Source organism: Amycolatopsis sp. NPDC004079 (assembly GCF_040610415.1).
GTDB lineage: Bacteria > Actinomycetota > Actinomycetes > Mycobacteriales > Pseudonocardiaceae > Amycolatopsis > Amycolatopsis halotolerans.
The window spans coordinates 142,934-159,080 of record NZ_JBEXMH010000013.1 but is presented as its reverse complement, the minus strand read 5'-3'; the positions used below and the strand labels follow the sequence as shown (position 1 = coordinate 159,080).

The following is a 16,147-nucleotide window of genomic DNA, read 5'->3' as shown; positions in this document are numbered from 1 at the left end:
ACTGCTGGCGTGCAGAGTGAAGCGGGCGTCGCCTTGGTCACCGGAAGTTCGCGCGGCATCGGCAGGGCGATCGCGGAACGGCTGGGTGCGGACGGGTTTTCGGTCGCGGTCAACTACCGCGCCGATCAGGAGGCGGCCGAGGCCGTCGTCGCCAAGATCCGCGCGGACGGCGGGCAGGCGACCGCTCTGCGCGCGGACGTGACCGACGATGCCGAGCTGCGCGGCCTTTTCGACCGCACGGAACAGGAATTCGGCGGTCTCGACGTGGTCGTCGCCAACGTCGGGATCGCCCGGTTCGTGCCGCTCGCGGAGGCCTCCGACGAGATCTTCGACCTGATCTTCTCCACCAACCTGCGGCCGACCTTCGTGTCCCTGCGCGAGGCGGCCCGGCGAGTGCGCGACGGCGGCCGGATCGTCGTGGTGTCGAGCGGGGTGGTCCAGACGGCCCGGCCCGGCACCGGGATCTACGGTGCCGCGAAGGCCGCCGGAGACCAGTTCGTCCGGGTGCTGGCGAAGGAACTCGGCCCGCGCGGCGTGACGGTGAACAGCGTGCTCCCGGGCGCGGTCCGCACGGACGCGCTCCTCGCCGACGGACCGCCGGGCGTGGTCGAGTTCAGTACGAAACAGACCCCGCTCGGCCGCATCGCCGAACCCGGCGACATCGCGGACATCGTAGGTTTTCTGGCGTCTGACCAGGCCCGTTGGGTCACCGGCCAGACCGTGCACGCGGGCGGCGGCCAGTTCTAAGAGCGCTCGGCCAGCAGTTGCGTCCGCACGTCGGTTTTCAACACCTTCCCGACCTTCGACCGCGGCAGATCCGGCCAGAGCAGGACCTCCTTCGGCGTCTTCACGCTGCCGAGGAGCTCCTTCACCGTGGCCCGCAGCTCGTCCGCGGCAGCGGTGCGCCCTTGGTGGAGCTGGACGACCGCCGTCACCTGCTCGCCCCACTTCTCGTGCGGCAACCCGACCACCGCGCAATCCTGCACCGCGGGATGCGTCATCAGCGCCTGCTCCACCTCGGCCGAGTAGACGTTGAACCCGCCGGTGATGATCATGTCCTTCGCCCGGTCCACGACGTACAGGAAGTTCTCCTCGTCGAGATAACCGATGTCGCCGGTGTGATGCCAGCCGTGCCTGCTGACGTCCGCGGTCGCCTCCGGACTCCGGTAGTACCCCGGCATCACCAGCGGCCCGCGCACCACGATCTCGCCGCGTTCGCCGCGCGGCAGCAGGGTTCCGTCGTCGGCCATGATCGCTACCTGCGTCAGCGGTGTCGGACGGCCCGCGGAGGTGAAGCGTTCGCGCGCCAGGGAACCGTCCGGATGGAAGTGGTCGGCCGGGGCAAGCGTTGAGATCATCATCGGTGCCTCGCTTTGTCCGAACAGCTGTCCGAGCACCGGCCCGATCCGGGTGATCGCTTCCTCCAGTCGGGCGGCGGACATCGGCGCGGCGCCGTACCAGAGGCATTCCAGCGAACTGAAGTCCGTTGTGGACAGTTCGGGATGGTCCAGCAGCAGGTAAATCAGCGTGGGCGGCAGAAAGGTGTGGGTAATCCGGTGTCGTTCGATCAGGGCGAGGAACCGGCCGAGATCCGGCGACGGCATCACCACGATCTCGCCGCCCAGCGCCAGCACCGGGAAGCACAGCACCCCGGCGGCGTGCGTGAGCGGGGCCAGCGCGAGGTAGCGCGGACGCGGCTGGAACGGGTAGCTCATCAACGTCAGCGCCGACATGGTTTCGACGTTGTGCCCGGTCAGCACCACGCCTTTCGGCCGTCCGGTGGTGCCGCCGGTGCCGACGAGCATCGCCGTGTCGTCCGGCGGATCGGACTGCCACGGCGTGCCGGGAAGCCCGTCGACCCATTCGGCCAGCGGGAGCGCGCCGGGGAACGAGCCGTCGAGACACACCACCGCGGTCAGCTTCGGCAGCTGACCGGCGATGCGGGAGACGAGCGGTGCGAACGACTCCTGCACGAGCAGGCACGTGCAGTCGAACAGGTCCAGCAGCTCCCGGTTCTCCGCCGCCTCGTTGCGCGGGTTGACCGGGCACCAGACCGCCCCTGCCCGGCTGATGCCGAAGACGCACCCGAACGACACCGGGTCGTTCGCGGAGAGGATCGCCACCTTGTCGCCCGGCCGCACGCCGGAACGCGCGAGCGCCCGGGCGACCTGCCAGGACAGCTGCTGGACCTCGCCGTAGCTGAGCGATCCGCCGTCCGTGGTCAAACACGGGGCGGCCGGGCCCAGCGAGGCGCCTTTGTCGAGGTAATCGGTCAGTCGCACCGCTCGTCTCCCCGTCTCAGGACTGCACCGTCAGAACCGGATTCGAGACCAGCCCGAACGACCGCAGCACGCCGAGCAGTTCGCGGTGCCCGAACGCCTGGCACGCCGACGCGAACCCGGCCCGTCGCGGCGGTTGCTGCAGCAGCGAATACGCCGCGTACGCCTGCATCAGCCCGGTCTGCTTGTAGTTGCAGGTCCCGTGGATCACGCAGTGCGCGCGGCCGAGCGGACCGGACGCGTGCACCGAGTCCAGCGACGTGTTGATCCGCTGGTTCTCCCTCGGTGGCATTTCGTCCCGGACCGCGGCCGCCTGCTCGTGCAGCACCTTGAGTTTTTCTTCCAGCGGCAGGTCTTTCACCTGCTCCAGCACGGCCGCGACGATCTGCGGCACGCCCTGCATCAGCGCCCGGTCGAACACGCCGCCGACCGCTTTCACGTTGGCCACGCGCGGATCGTTCTTGAACCACACCGGATGCGACGTCCCGCCCCACGGCAGCGCGAGCCCGATCTCGTGATGTCCCGGCACGGCCACGTCCTGCAGCCCGCCGTCCGCCGGCCAGGGCGCATATTCGTTCTGTTCCAGGTAATACGCGGCGGACAGCGCGGCGTTCACCAGGATGGTCTGCGTGGAAGCGACTGTGGGGTAACCCTTCCAGAACACCAGGATGTCCAAAGTGTCCAGACCGGGTGTCTCCAGGCAGAGGTTCGCCGCGATTTCGCCGGTGGTGTACATCTGCGCGATGCCAGGGGAGAGCAGCAGGCCCTTGGCGGCCATGTCAGCGCCGTAGCGCTCTTCGGCGGAGATGAGCCAGTCCTGCTCGCCGGTGGTGTCGAGGTAGTGCGTTCCGGATTCGAGACAGGCCTGGACGACTTCGTGGCCGTATTCGCTGAACGGGCCGACGGTGTTGCACACGACCGATGCGTCACGGAAAAGCTCGGTGAGCGGGCCGGTTTCGTGCGATACCTCGACGACTTCGTGGTCCACGGTGTCGAGGCCGGGAATGTGGTCGAGCGCCGCCTGGACCCGGGCCTTGTCCCGGCCGGCCGCGGTGAAGGGCACGTTGTACTCGCGGAGGTATTCGCAGATCAGGCGGCCGGTGTAGCCGGACGCGCCGTAAACGACGACGGGCTTGGTCACTGGTTTTCCTTTCTTGGAGTGCCGGAGCGCTGGAAGGGGTTCACATGCCCATGCCGCCGTCGACCGGGAGGCCGGCGCCGGTGATAAAGCGGGCGGCGTCGGAGGCGAGGAAGACCACCGCGTCGGCCATGTCGGCGACCTCGCCGAGCCGTCCGGCCGGGGTCTGCGCGACGACCGCGCCGATCGCCTCCTCGACGCTCGGGAACAGTCCGACGTCGACCACGTCGGTCGCGAGCTGGTTGCCCATCTGCGTCGGGACCAGGCCCGGGTACACGCAGTTCACCCGCACCCCGTAGCCGAGCTTCCCGGCCTCCATCGCCGCGACGCGGGTGAGCCGGTCGACCGCCGATTTCGTCGCCGAGTAGCCCGCGATGCCGGGAAACGCGATGGTCGCGGCCACCGAAGAGATGTTCACGACCGCACCGCCGTTCCCGGCGACGCCGCCGGGCCGCATGGCGCGGAACGCGTGCTTCACGCCGAGCGAGGTGCCGAGCACGTTGACCTCGAGCATTTTCCGCACGTCGGCCGGGTTGAGGTCGGCGACGAGACCGGTGATCTCCACGCCCGCGTTGTTCACGACGATGTCCAGCCCGCCGTGCTCGCCGACCACCGCCTCGACCGCCTGCGCCCAGTTGTCGTCGTCGGTGACGTCCAGTCGGACGAACCCGCTGCTGGCCCCGCTCTGCTTGATCGCGTCGGCGGTCTGACGGCCGAGGTCCTCCTGGACGTCGCCGATCACCACCGCCGCGCCTGCCTTCGCGAGCGCCTCGGCCATGCCCTGGCCGAGGCCCTGCGCGCCGCCTGTGACCAGCGCGGTGCGCCCGGTCAGGTCGTAAGAACCCATCGACATCTCCTCCTTGAGACGTGCCGCCGGTGCGGTGTAGGTCACACCGTAGCTAATTTTGGACAGTCGTCAAGATTTTATTGGACACTCGTCAAGAAACGCTGCCGCGCTAGACTGCCGGGTGTGACACAGGCGAAGGAGCGCATCTCCCGCCGCGCCGTGGACAAGTTCGCCCAGCGCCGGGAGCAGCTGGCCGAGTCCGCGCTGCAGGCGCTGGCCGAGCTGGGCTATGCCCGCACGAGCCTGCGCGAAATCGCCCAGAAATCAGACTTCTCGCACGGCGTACTGCACTACTACTTCGCCGACAAGGTCGAGCTGCTCACCTACGCGGTCCGCAAGTTCGAAGAGGTCTGCGTGACCCGCTACGACGACGTGGTGGCAGCGGCGGGCTCGGCTGAGGAGCTGAAACACGGCTTCGGCGCGGCCATGGCCGGCACGCTGCGGACCGACGCGGCGATGCATCGCCTCTGGTACGACCTGCGCAACCAGAGCCTGTTCGAGGAGTCGTTCCGCGGCGACGTGCTCGACATCGACGAACAGCGCCAGGACATGGTGTGGCGCGTCGTCCGGCGCTACGCCGAGTTCGCCGAACGGCCCGCTCAGGTGTCGCCGGAGGTCGCGTACGCCGCCTTCGACGGCTTGTTCCAGCGGGCGCTCCTGCGGCAACTCGCCGGCCAGGACGAGGCGGCGGACCGGTTGGAAGCCGACGTCGCGGCTCTGCTCACGCACTTCGTCTGACGGTTACCCCGCCCGAGTGGTGATGCCCGGTGCGCGCGCCCGTCCGTGGTTAGGATGCGGTCGGACGGTCACCGGGCGAGAAGGGGTGCGCGAGCGTGCAAGCGGGGGACCTTGAACCGCCTGAACCGCAGGCCGTTTCCGCGCCGTTGACCAGGGCGGCGATCTTCCTGATGGTCAGCGTCGACGCCGGTGCCGAGCAGACCGCGAAAGACCTCCTCGCCGACCTGGCCGGGCTGCAGCGCGCGGTCGGCTTCCGCGACGCCAGTGCCGGGCTCACCTGCGTCGCCGGGATTTCGTCCGCGGCATGGGACCGGATCTACGGCGGTCCGCGACCCGCGGAACTGCACGAGCTGCCGGTCTTTTCCGGCGAGAAGCACACGAGCGTGCTCACCGCCGAGGCCGACCTGCTGTTCCACCTCCGCGCGGAGCGGCTCGACCTGTGCTTCGAGCTGGAATCGCTGATCATGGACCGGCTGCGCGGCTCGGTGAAGGTGCTCGACGAGGTGCAGGGTTTCCGGTACTTCGACGCGCGCGACGTGCTCGGTTTCGTCGACGGCACGGAGAATCCGACCGGAGGCGGCGTCCGGCAGGCAGTGCTGGTGGACGACGACGAGCCGTTCGACCGGGGCAGCTACGTGGTCGTGCAGAAGTACCTGCACGACATGCCGGCCTGGAACGCGCTCAGCACTGAGCAGCAGGAGCTGGTGATCGGACGGCGCAAACTGTCCGATGTGGAGCTTTCGGACGACGAAAAGCCCAGCGACTCGCACATCGCGCTCAACGTGATCACCGACGACGAGGGCAACGAGCTCGACATCCTGCGCGACAACATGCCGTTCGGTCGTCCCGGGCACGACGAGTTCGGCACGTATTTCATCGGCTACACCAAATCTCCCGCGGTGATCGAGAAAATGCTGGAGAACATGTTCGTCGGGTCGCCGCCGGGCAACTACGACCGGATTCTCGATTTCTCCACGCCGCACACCGGCGCGCTGTTCTACGTGCCGACAGCGGACTTCCTCGAAGATCCGCCGGACGCCCCGCCCGAGCCGGAACCGCCGGCCGCCGCGACACCCGCCGGGACGTCGCTGAACATCGGAAGCCTGCGAAGGAGCATTCGGTCATGAACAACCTGCATCGCGAACTCGCCCCGATCTCCGCCGCCGCGTGGGCGGACCTGGAGGAAGAGGCGAAGCGCACGTTCGCCGAGTTCGCCGCCGCGCGCCGGGTGGTCGACGTCGTCGTCACCGGGGACCCGGCGCTCGCCGCGATCGGCACCGGACGCCGCGAACGGGTCGGCGGCAAGTTCGACGGCGTCGCGACGAGCCTGCGCACTGCGCAACGGATCGTGGAATTGCGGGTGCCGTTCACGGTGTCGCGCGAGGAAGTCGATTCGGTCGAGTGGGGCGCGAAAGACGCCGACTGGCAGCCGGTGAAGGACGCCGCGCAGCAGATCGCGTACGCCGAGGACCGGATCGTGCTCGACGGTTTCGCCGAGGCGGGCATCACCGGCATCCGCCCGGCGTCGTCGCTCTCGCCGATCGCGCTGCCGCCCGAGGCCCCTGGCTACCCGAAGGCGATCGGCGACGCGATCGCCGAACTGCGCGACGCGGGCGTGGCCGGTCCGTACACCGTCCTGCTCAGCGACGACGAGTTCACCGCCGCGTACGAGGCGGCCAACCACGGTTATCCGGTGCTGGAACACCTGAAGCAGATCGTGGACGGCGACCTCATCCGCACGCCCGCCATCAGCGGCGCCTGCGTGCTGTCGACCCGCGGCGGCGACTACGAACTCCACTTCGGACAGGATCTGTCCATTGGGTACTCCAGCCACGACGCGTCCACTGTGGAGCTGTACTTCTACGAGACGCTGACGTTCCTCGTGAACACCGCCGAAGCGGGGATCGGGCTGACCGCCTGACGTTACCTGATCATGCGGTCTTGTTACGCAGCGCGGACATTCGCCGAACCTTCCGGGGATACCCGCTCGCGATAGTTGCGGCGTGCTGCAGAACAAGATCAAGAACGTGCTGCTCGTGCTGCCCGTGGTGGCCGCCGCCGGCTGCTCCGGTCTCGCCGTCCTCGACGGCGACCCGGACCACGACCCGGCTCAAGGCGGTGCCCCTGAGGGCGTCACGCTCACGCCGTTCGACACGAACTACCCGGCCGTCGGGAATCTCGACGCGGCGTTGCGAAAAGCGTTGCAGGACGCGGCAACCGACGCGCGTCAGCGCAAAGTGGACATTCACATCGCGTCCGGCTGGCGAACCAAGGAGTACCAGCAGAAACTGCTCGACGCGGGCGTCGAAAAGTACGGCAGCCTGGAAAAGGCGCGGAAGTACGTGAACACGCCGGAACAATCGACGCACGTGTCCGGCAAGGCCGTCGACGTCGCCCCCACCCGCGCCGACGACTGGCTCATCCAGCACGGCGCGAAATACGGCCTGTGCCAGGTGTATTCAAACGAGATGTGGCACTTCGAACTGCTCACCACGCCGGGCGGGAAGTGCCCGCCCACCCGTACGGACGCCGCCGGTTAGCGTCCGTACGGGCGGCCCGGGTCACGGAGCCCAGTAGTTGCCGGACATCACCAGGTAGACCAGCAATTTGATGGTCTCGCCGTAGTAAGTGTCGTCATACGGGTTGCCCGCCATGTACTTCCACAGCGAATCGGTCCACGCCTGATCGCCGGCGACCATCGCCGCGACACCCACCGGATTCGCCGCTACCTCGGACTGGTCGCTGGTCTTGGTCGGCGTACCGTCCAATTTGGTATGCGGATAGATCTTGGCCGGGTTGCCGCCGGATTTGCTCTTGTAGCTGGCCGACTCCTTCTTGGCGACGTCGGTCGCGACCTTGCCGCCGTACAGCAGCGCGTCAGTGCCCATGTGCCAAGGCACGCGAACCGAGTTGTACCCGACGATGTTGTCCGGCTGATTCTCCAGGTGATCCGCCGGCGCGGGCTTCGGACTGCTGGTGTTCGCGCCGACCACGAAGTCGGACAACAGATTCGCGTTCGGCGAGTACTTGGCGGTGAACTGGGTGATCAGTTGCTCAGTCCTGGTGACGACCTTGTTCCAGTCGTGCGCGGTGTCGTACTTCGCGAACGCGCGCAAGTGGTCGAGCATGAAGTCCGACGGCCGGGTGTCGTCGTTGCCCGCGTCGTCGGCGATCTTGAGATGCCCGTCGGAGGCGACGTCGTGCTGGTAAACCTTGGCCAGCCAATCCTTCGCGGCCGCGCTGTAGCCGCCCCACTGCCTGTCCGCGAGAATCAGGCCGTACCCGACGTCGAGGTCGCCGTCGGTGGCGGAGTCGGGGGTGCCGCCGTCGGAGTACTTGCAGGTCTTGCCGTCGATCACCCACTGGAACAGCCCCTTGCTGTCCCGGTGGTCCTGGACGAACTTCCACATCCCGTCGAAAATCGTCTTGGCCTGGTCGTCGTAGCCGGCCATCAGCGGGACGATGTTCATCCCGTACCCCTGAGCCTCGGAAACGGTGCCCTTGTTGGGCGCGTCGTCGGTGGCCCAGACGAGGTAACCGCCGCAAGCCTGGCGGAGGTAAGTTTTCTTCCAAGAGTCGTACTGCTTCTTGACCGCGGAGTCCTGCTCGGACTGACTGACCGACGGCCGGACACCGGTCTGGTAGGTGACGTGCGCGGGGAACGGATGCGCCACAGAAGCTGCGGTGGCGGGCCCAGCACCAGCCAACGCGGCAGTAAGCGAAACGGAAGCGGCGGCGAACAGCGCCACCTTCCGGGAAGCGGGCATGGAGGGACTCCTTGTTAGTAAACTTTCCTAACTAGGCGGCGTTGGGGAAAAGCCTGCTGCCAGTGGGGTGATCGTGTCAAGATGTCCGGCTCGGATGGTTCAGGTGTACCGGTTCCGAAGCTTTCCGTGAGCCACCTTCACGACCTCCGCGGTCTGGTTGGTGTTCCGTGGGGCCCCTTCGCAGGCTTCGGGCCGGTTGGCGTTCTGGGGGTGGGGGCCTTCGCGGACTTCGGCCGGTTGGTGTTCCTGAGGACAACCCTCGTGGGCTTCGGGCCAGTTGGGTTCCGTGAGGGGAACCCTCACGGACTCTGAGTCCCTCAGGGTTCCCCTCACGACCACCGGAAGTCCGTGAAGGGCTCCTTGAAGGAATTAGATTCCCTCAAGGAGTCCTTCACGGATCGCCTTGCCGACTCGCCGCCACCGCGATGCACCCAATGTGGCGTTCGGTGCGCGGCACGCACCCAATGTGGCGTTCGGTGCGTCAGACGCACCCAACGCCACATTGGGCCGCTAACCTCCGCCGCGAACCCCAACCAGCCAGCGCGCCCAAGTCACGGATCCGCTCGCTCAACCGCGCTCGCACGCCCAACCGGTCAGCGCGCCCAGGCCGCGCGCCCACCGGGAAACCGCAGCCAGTGCACTCAACTCGCCAAGCACCCACACCACCCCCGCACCCCGATACGAAGCCAAAATGCGGTCTGGGGTGGCTTGTCAAGGCATCTTTCCAGCCTTGACCAGCCACCCCAGACCGTCATCGCAATCAAGCTTCGGGGTGCCCCAAGCCAGGAACGGCGATGTGCGAAGCACGAGCAGTCCGAAACGCCCCCACAAGATTCCCAGCTCCACCGACGCAAGCATGGGATCATCACCCCCGGCAACAACCAGGGAACAGGGGAGCCAGCATGACCACCGGCCGTTCGGCCCAAGCCGAACTCAACAGCGGCATCCTTCCCGGCAATGTCCGGGCAGACGACTGGATCATGCTCGCCCTAGCCGTAGTCTCCACGGGAATGCTGGCCTGGCTCCTCATCAGCCCGCCCCCGCCGGACGTCAGCCACTGGTTCTTCATCGCGGACTGCACTATCTGCGCCATCTTCTTCCTGGAACTCCTCCACCGCTGGCGCAAACAGGGCTGGCGAGCGGCCTTCCTGGCCCGAACCTGGTACGAGATCTTCGCGATGATCCCCGTCGCCCACCCGGCCTTCACCCAAAACCACCACGTCCTCGGCGTAATCCTCCTGATCATCCGCCTCGGTCGGGCAGCAGACCGAGCCGTGGGCGAACAGTTCACCTACCGCCTGGTGGACAAACTCTCCGAACCCATCGTCCGCGCCATCAAAAAGCCAGTGACCATCGCCGTCCTGGACGAAGTGGTCAAGGTTCTGGAAACCGGCAACTACCCCGAAAACCTCGCCAAATCCCTCAGCGAAAACAAGACCGAACTGCGCGCCATCATCACCGAAAAGATCTCCGAGGACCCCCAACTGGGCAAACTGCGCAGGCTCCCCTTCCACGACGAAATCGTCCGGGCCACCGTGGACACGTCCTTCCGAGTCCTCCTGGAAGTCCTCCTGGACCCGAGAATCGACGACTTCTTCTCCTCCGTGGTCCGCGACAACCGCGAACAAATCCGCCGCGCCGTCGCGCTGGGACTGGCCGATGTGGACGACTCCCCGGACGAACACCTCCTGCGCACTCGTACCCAGCGCACCGCCGCGCACGAATACGACGCCAACCACCCCGCCCGTTGATCATCCATTGTGGACACACCTACCGTGCGCCGTCGCGCGCTGACTCTCCGTTGCGGCACAAAGTATTCGCCCGCAAAGGACAAGCGGTGAACCGTCAACCGCTGAAAGAGTGCACTGTGGTCGCGCGGTGCGCGCACAGGTGCCTGGAGTAGGGTGAGATCTCTCGTTCCGTTGCTGCACAAGGGTTGTGTTGGCTCGAGTACGAGGCGTTCCCGCCGGTGCCGGGGCAGACTGGAGCCGGCGGGGAGGTTGAGCGCTGGTTTGGAGTCGTGGACGTGATTGATAGCGGGCAGCAGGTACGAAAGTGCCGTCGGCGGGACTGTGCGGAGGATTCCTTGTGGCGCGGGCTGTGCTCCGTGCACTGGAACCGCTGGCAGAGCGGCGCGGACGCACTCGAACTTCCGGACGATGACGTTCCCCCGCCGCCCGCGCAGGTCTGGTGGCCGCCGGAGCGCTCGCACGCGCCGTTGAGCAGCCGGGTGCTGCCGGGCCCGTAATCGCTCCCCGGCCGCGCTGAACACGGTCGGCGCGCGCTCGGTTACTTCGGGCCACCGGGCAAGACGCAGTTCTGGCCCCCGGACAACACGTGTCCGGGGGCTGAATGCTGAGCGCTTACCGGCGCGACCGCGGGATGCGCGGCTTCTCAGGCGCGGAGAGCATCCGCACCAGCCGGGCCCGCGCCACCCGATAGAGCAGGTCGCCGCGGTCGTCCGGGACGACTCTGCCGTCGAGGTCGCGCCCGGCCGCGCGCACCACCACCTCGACCGCCTCTGCGGGCACCCGGCCCGCGAATTCCCCGGTCAGCCACGTGGTGACCTCGTCGGCCACCCGGCTCCGCACCGTCATCGGACACTCCCAGTCTCCGCTCGCGGGGCCGTTCGAGGCGGCCCCGGCACTGGTCCGACGGCGGCGTCCGGGCGCCGTGACGCGAAAACCGAGGAGAAAGTCTTTCCTGGCGGCGCGAGTAAACCCGGGAGTAGGTCACCTCAGCGCGTTGCGCGCGATCACCTCCGCATACCACCGCGCGCTGCGCTTCGGCGTGCGCCGCTGGGTGCGATAGTCGACGTGCACCAGGCCGAAGCGTTTCGCGTATCCCTCGGCCCATTCGAAATTGTCGAGCAGCGACCAGTAGAAATACCCGCGCAGATCCACTCCGTGGGCCAGCGCGTCGTGCGCGGCCCGCAGATGCGCGTCGAGAAAGGCGACACGATCGTCGTCGGAGATCTCGCCGTCGCGGAGCACGTCCGGATACGCCGCGCCGTTTTCGGTGACATACAAGGGTACCGGCGGGTAATCCCGATGCACCTGCAGCAGCGATTCGGTCAGCCCGGCGGGTTGCACTTCCCAGCCGGAATGCGTGCGCGGCGCGGCCAGGTCCGGGACGAAGTGCACCTGCCCGGCTCCCGGCCATTCCCGGCCCGCCGGGGTGCTTCCCGCCCGCGCCGAACCGGCCACCCGGTAGCCGCGGTAGTAGTTGACGCCCAGCCAATCGATCGGCTTGCCGACCACCGCCTCGTCGCCGTCGCGCACCACAGCGTCGAAGCCGAACCGCGCCAGGTCCTCGCGCAGGTCGGCGGGATAGCCGCCGCGCAGCAGCGGGTCGAGGAACAACCGGTTCTGCAGCCCGTCGATCCGGCGGACGGCGTCGGTGTCGTTGGCGTCGTCCGAGTCCGCGACGACTGGGTACAGATTCAGCGTGATCCCGGACGGTGAGCTGGTGTGCTGCCGGAGCACGTCCATCGCCAGCCCGTGCCCCAGCAGCAGGTGATGCGCCGCGGCTACCGCACCCTCCGGTGACGTCCGGCCGGGCGCGTGGACGCCCGAACCGTAGCCGAGCATCGCCGCGCACCACGGTTCGTTCAGCGTCGACCAACTCGCCACGCGATCGCCGAGCCGGGCCGCGACGGTCTCGGCGTACTCGGCGAACCGGTAGGCCGTGTCGCGCGCGGTCCAGCCGCCGCGATCCTCCAGCGACTGCGGAAGATCCCAGTGATACAGCGTCGCCCACGGCTGGATGCCCGCCGCCAGCAACTGGTCCACGAGCCGGTCGTAGAACCCCAGCCCGCGCGGCTCCGGCTTGCCGTGCGGCCGGATTCGCGGCCAGGAAAGGGAAAACCGGTACGCGGTGAGCCCGAGCGAGCGCATCAGCGCGACATCGCCGGCGTAACGGCGGTAGTGGTCGGCGGCCGGGTCGCCGGTGTCGCCGCCTGTCACCGCGCCCGGCCGCGCGGCGAACGTGTCCCAGACAGACGCCTCGCGTCCGTCCACTGTGGTCGAACCCTCGACCTGGAAGGCCGCCGTGGCGGCGCCCCAGACGAACGCGTCCGGGAACGCGAACACGTCGGGGATCGGCTGTGCGGACATGGTCACCCTTTCACGGCGCCTTGCATGATCCCGGCCACGATCTGGCGGCCGAGCAGGAGGAAGACGATGAGGATCGGAATCGTGGCCAGCGTGGTGCCCGCGAGCACCAGCGAATAGTCGACGTAGTAGCCGCTCTGCAGCTTTTCCAACGCCACCTGGACGGTCGGATTGCCCGCGTCGAGCACCACCAGCGGCCACAGGAAATCGTTCCAGGACGTCATGAACGTGAACATGGCGAGGATCGCTGCCGCCGGACGGACGGCGGGCAGGCACACGTTCCAGAAGATCCGGATCATGCTGCACCCGTCCATGCGGGCGGCTTCGATGAGCTCGTACGGCAATGCGTCCACTGTGTACTGACGCATCCAGAACACGCCGAACGCGGTGACCAGATTCGGCACGATCACCGACTGCAGCCCGCCCGCCCAGCCGAGTTTCGACATCGCGATGAACAACGGGATGATGCCGAGCTGGGTCGGCACCGCGAGTGTCACGACGATGAAAACGAACAAGCCGTTGCGGCCGCGGAAGCGCAGTTTGGCGAAGGCGAACCCGGCCAGCGACGAGAAGAGCACTGTGGTGAGCGTGACTGTTCCGGACACGATGATGCTGTTGCCGAGTGCCCGCCAGAACGGCACGGTGTCAAAAACCCGTGCCGCGTTGGCGAAGAAGTTGCCGCCTGGCAGCAGGGGCGGGATTCGTTCGGTGAGCATTCCGTTGTCGCGGCTGGCGACGAGAAACGACCAGTAGAACGGGAACAGCGAGCCGAGCACGAACACGATCAGCACGCCGTAGGTTGCTTTGCGCGGCTTGCCGAGCCGGGCCGCGCGCGCCCTCAGGCCCAATTGGACGCTCATCCGCGCCTCCCCGCGAGCCGACCGGTGACGAAGTAGTTGATCAGCGCGATCACGACGATGATCAGGAAGAGCACCCATGCGATCGCGGAGGCGTAGCCGAGATTGAAATTCTCGAAAGCGGTCTGGTACAGATACAGCGTCACGGTCTGGAACTGGTGGGTGGAACCGCCGTTGTTCGATCCGGGCATCGCGTCGAAAAGCTTGGGCTCGGTGAAGATCTGCAGCCCGCCGATCGTCGAGGTGATAGTGACGAAGATGAGCGTGGGTTTGAGCAGCGGCAACGTCACGTGGGTGAAGCGGCGCACGGTGCCCGCGCCGTCGATCAGCGCGGCCTCGTGCAATTCCTTCGGAATGGCTTGCATGGCAGCGAGAACGATCAGCGCGTTGTACCCGGTCCACCGCCAGTTCACCATGATCGCGATGGCGACGTGGCTGGCGAACCGGTTGGCCTGCCAGTCCACAGGGGACAGTCCGAGCGTCTGGAGCACTCCGTTGACGAGTCCGTATCGCGGGCCGAACAGGTTCGCGAAGATGATCCCGAGCGCCACTAGGCTCGCCGCATAAGGCAGCAGAATCCCGACGCGCCAACTGGTCGCGCCACGCAGCCGCAGCGTGAGCACGGCGGCAAGCAGCACCGCGATGATCAGTTGCGGCACGCTGGACAGCAGAAATATGCTGACCGTGTTTTCCAGCGCGTGCCAGAACTGCGTGTCCGCGAACAGTTCCTTGAAGTTGTCCAGCCCGATGAAGTCCGGGTTGTCGTCGCCGGCTTTCCAGGAGAACAGCGACACGTACGCGGTGTACAGCAACGGGAACATGCCCACGATGGCGAACACGATGAAGAACGGCGCCACGTAGAGATACGGCGAGACTTTGACATCCCAGCGAGCCAGCCGGTCGCGGAGGCCGGGCCGCGGCGCGGGGTGCGGCCGCGTCGTGGCCCGGCTTTCCGGAGCGGTCTTGTCGGTGACAGTCATCGTCAGCGGGCGAGTTTCTTCGCGCCGTCGACCAGCCGCTGCCAGCCGTCCGCGGCAGAAGCGCCCTGTTCCACCGACTGCAACGCCGGGCTGGCCACGTTTTCCTGGATCTGACCGTCGTTCGGGCCCTTGTACTGCGGTTTCGCCACCTTCTTCGCCTGCTCGGCAAACAATTCGCCGATCTTCGCGCCGCCGAAGTACGCGTCGGTCGCGTTCAGCAGCTGCGGGCTTTCCAACGCCTTCGCCTGGCTCGGGAAGTTGCCCTTGGCCTCGAACGCCTTGATCTGCTGCTCCGGCGCAGTGAGCCAGGCAGCCAGCTCAGCGGCCTCGCGCGGATGCTTGCTCTGCGTCGGCACCGTCAGGTACGAACCGCCCCAGTTGCCGCCTCCTCCGGGAAACGCTGCGGTGACGGCCCATTTGCCCGCGTTGTCCGGCCCGGCCTGTTCCTTGATCACGCCGAGCATCCACGCCGGACAGGCCTTAGTGGCGAACGCGCTCTGCTTGAACCCGGAATTCCATTCGTTGCTGAACGCGGTGAGCTTCGCCGATTCGCCTTTCGCGACCGCGTCAGTCACCTTCGCCCAGGCGTCCTTGATGCCCTGGTTGGTGTCCAGCGTGAGCTTGTCACTAGTGTCGAGGTAGCCGACCGGCAGCTGGTTGACCATGGAGTTGAAGTTCTGTGCCGCGGAATCGAACCACGCCTTGCCGGTCTTGGCGGTGTACTGGGCACCGGCCGCGAAATAGCTGTCCCAGGTGGCGAACAGCGGTTTCACCGCCTCCGGGTCGCTGGGCAGCCCGGCCGCGGCGAGCAGGTCCTTGCGGTAGCACATGGCGAGCGGGCCGATGTCCGTGCCGTAGCCGATCAGCTTGCCGTTTTTGTCTTTGCCCGCCTCGTATTTCCACGAAAGCCAGCGGTCCGGCGAAACCTCCGAGGGCCCGATCTTGCTCAGGTCGTTGAACTTCGAGGACTTGCTGAGGATGTCCGACAGGTGGCCTTCCTCGACGGCCTGCACGTCGGCGAGCCCGGAGCCGGCGGCGAGCTTCGTCATCATGTCCTGGGCGTACGGGCCGCCCTGACCGGTTTTGCGGTGGGTGATCTTGATGTTCGGGTGCAGCCGCTCGTACTCCGGGATGAGCGCCTCGTAGCCGAATTCCGTGAACGTCGCGAGCGTCAGCTCCACGTGCTCGTTCGGCCCGGCCGCCGCGGGCACGTCGCCGTCGCCTCCGCCGCACGCCGCGGCGCCCACCGCGGTCATCGTGATGCCCAGTGCCAGCACCAGGCCCTTCCGGAACGTTGTCACCGTCGTCAACCCCTTGGAAGTCATTCTGGGAGCGCTCCCAGATGCCGACCGAGTGTGTTGCAGGTAACGAGGGATGTCAAGGCCGGAGTATCCGGGAGCGCTCCCGGCCGGACGCCGTTAAGCTGGCC

Annotated in this window: 16 protein-coding genes; 7 read left to right on the top strand and 9 right to left on the bottom strand. The window is 67.2% G+C overall.

The window, feature by feature from the left end:
* The first annotated feature begins 9 nt into the window (after window positions 1-9).
* Window positions 10-747 carry an SDR family oxidoreductase gene (locus ABZX37_RS16720; protein ID WP_354740310.1) on the top strand — a complete coding sequence of 246 codons (738 nt, stop codon included), beginning with the start codon at window positions 10-12 and terminating at the stop codon, window positions 745-747.
* Here ABZX37_RS16720 and ABZX37_RS16715 read toward each other — a convergent pair.
* Genes ABZX37_RS16715 through ABZX37_RS16705 form a run of 3 tightly spaced genes read right to left on the bottom strand, consistent with a single transcriptional unit; the run spans window position 744 to window position 4,264 of the window.
* Window positions 744-2,282 (bottom strand): long-chain fatty acid--CoA ligase, encoded by a 1,539-nt coding sequence (locus tag ABZX37_RS16715; protein WP_354740308.1) that lies wholly within the window; start codon window positions 2,280-2,282, stop codon window positions 744-746. The genes ABZX37_RS16720 and ABZX37_RS16715 overlap by 4 nt on opposite strands.
* A 16-nt stretch (window positions 2,283-2,298) precedes the next feature.
* Window positions 2,299-3,420, bottom strand: a complete 1,122-nt coding sequence (locus ABZX37_RS16710; RefSeq protein ID WP_354740306.1) for a DUF5938 domain-containing protein — start codon at window positions 3,418-3,420, stop codon at window positions 2,299-2,301.
* 40 nt (window positions 3,421-3,460) lie between these two features.
* Window positions 3,461-4,264 carry an SDR family NAD(P)-dependent oxidoreductase gene (locus ABZX37_RS16705; RefSeq protein ID WP_354740304.1) on the bottom strand — a complete coding sequence of 268 codons (804 nt, stop codon included), beginning with the start codon at window positions 4,262-4,264 and terminating at the stop codon, window positions 3,461-3,463.
* A gap of 123 nt (window positions 4,265-4,387) precedes the next feature.
* On the opposite strand from ABZX37_RS16705, the gene ABZX37_RS16700 reads away from it, so the two are divergent.
* The 4 genes from ABZX37_RS16700 to ABZX37_RS16685 all read left to right on the top strand — a co-directional run bounded on the left by ABZX37_RS16700 (window position 4,388) and on the right by ABZX37_RS16685 (window position 7,542).
* Window positions 4,388-5,002: a TetR/AcrR family transcriptional regulator gene (locus ABZX37_RS16700; protein WP_354740302.1), complete on the top strand. Its 615-nt coding sequence runs from the start codon at window positions 4,388-4,390 to the stop codon at window positions 5,000-5,002.
* A 95-nt stretch (window positions 5,003-5,097) separates the two neighbouring features.
* Window positions 5,098-6,129: a Dyp-type peroxidase gene (locus ABZX37_RS16695; protein WP_354740300.1), complete on the top strand. Its 1,032-nt coding sequence runs from the start codon at window positions 5,098-5,100 to the stop codon at window positions 6,127-6,129.
* On the top strand, window positions 6,126-6,923 hold the full coding sequence (locus tag ABZX37_RS16690; protein WP_354740298.1) for a family 1 encapsulin nanocompartment shell protein: 798 nt from the start codon (window positions 6,126-6,128) through the stop codon (window positions 6,921-6,923). The genes ABZX37_RS16695 and ABZX37_RS16690 overlap by 4 nt, the downstream gene beginning before the upstream one ends.
* Before the next feature lie 82 nt (window positions 6,924-7,005).
* A complete protein-coding gene (locus ABZX37_RS16685) occupies window positions 7,006-7,542 on the top strand; it encodes a M15 family metallopeptidase (protein WP_354740296.1) in 537 nt (178 codons plus the stop codon).
* 21 nt (window positions 7,543-7,563) lie between these two features.
* Here ABZX37_RS16685 and ABZX37_RS16680 read toward each other — a convergent pair whose 3' ends face one another.
* Complete coding sequence (locus tag ABZX37_RS16680) at window positions 7,564-8,769, bottom strand: glycosyl hydrolase family 8 (RefSeq protein WP_354740294.1); 1,206 nt, start codon at window positions 8,767-8,769, stop codon at window positions 7,564-7,566.
* Window positions 8,770-9,671: 902 nt separating this feature from the next.
* On the opposite strand from ABZX37_RS16680, the gene ABZX37_RS16675 reads away from it, so the two are divergent.
* Together ABZX37_RS16675 and ABZX37_RS16670 are read left to right on the top strand one after the other, a co-directional pair.
* Complete coding sequence (locus ABZX37_RS16675; RefSeq protein WP_354740292.1) at window positions 9,672-10,520, top strand: ion transporter; 849 nt, start codon at window positions 9,672-9,674, stop codon at window positions 10,518-10,520.
* A 269-nt stretch (window positions 10,521-10,789) separates the two neighbouring features.
* Window positions 10,790-11,017, top strand: a complete 228-nt coding sequence (locus tag ABZX37_RS16670) for a hypothetical protein (RefSeq protein WP_354740290.1) — start codon at window positions 10,790-10,792, stop codon at window positions 11,015-11,017.
* A gap of 115 nt (window positions 11,018-11,132) precedes the next feature.
* On the opposite strand, the gene ABZX37_RS16665 is transcribed toward ABZX37_RS16670, so the two are convergent.
* The 5 genes from ABZX37_RS16665 to ABZX37_RS16645 all read right to left on the bottom strand — a co-directional run bounded on the left by ABZX37_RS16665 (window position 11,133) and on the right by ABZX37_RS16645 (window position 16,019).
* On the bottom strand, window positions 11,133-11,366 hold the full coding sequence (locus tag ABZX37_RS16665) for a hypothetical protein (RefSeq protein WP_354740288.1): 234 nt from the start codon (window positions 11,364-11,366) through the stop codon (window positions 11,133-11,135).
* A gap of 135 nt (window positions 11,367-11,501) precedes the next feature.
* Window positions 11,502-12,884, bottom strand: coding sequence for a GH1 family beta-glucosidase (locus tag ABZX37_RS16660; RefSeq protein ID WP_354740286.1), 1,383 nt, complete (start codon window positions 12,882-12,884; stop codon window positions 11,502-11,504).
* Window positions 12,885-12,886: 2 nt separating this feature from the next.
* Complete coding sequence (locus ABZX37_RS16655; protein WP_354740284.1) at window positions 12,887-13,741, bottom strand: carbohydrate ABC transporter permease; 855 nt, start codon at window positions 13,739-13,741, stop codon at window positions 12,887-12,889.
* A complete protein-coding gene (locus ABZX37_RS16650; protein WP_354740282.1) occupies window positions 13,738-14,718 on the bottom strand; it encodes a sugar ABC transporter permease in 981 nt (326 codons plus the stop codon). The genes ABZX37_RS16655 and ABZX37_RS16650 overlap by 4 nt, the downstream gene beginning before the upstream one ends.
* A 2-nt stretch (window positions 14,719-14,720) precedes the next feature.
* On the bottom strand, window positions 14,721-16,019 hold the full coding sequence (locus ABZX37_RS16645; protein ID WP_354740280.1) for an extracellular solute-binding protein: 1,299 nt from the start codon (window positions 16,017-16,019) through the stop codon (window positions 14,721-14,723).
* Window positions 16,020-16,147 lie beyond the last annotated feature (128 nt).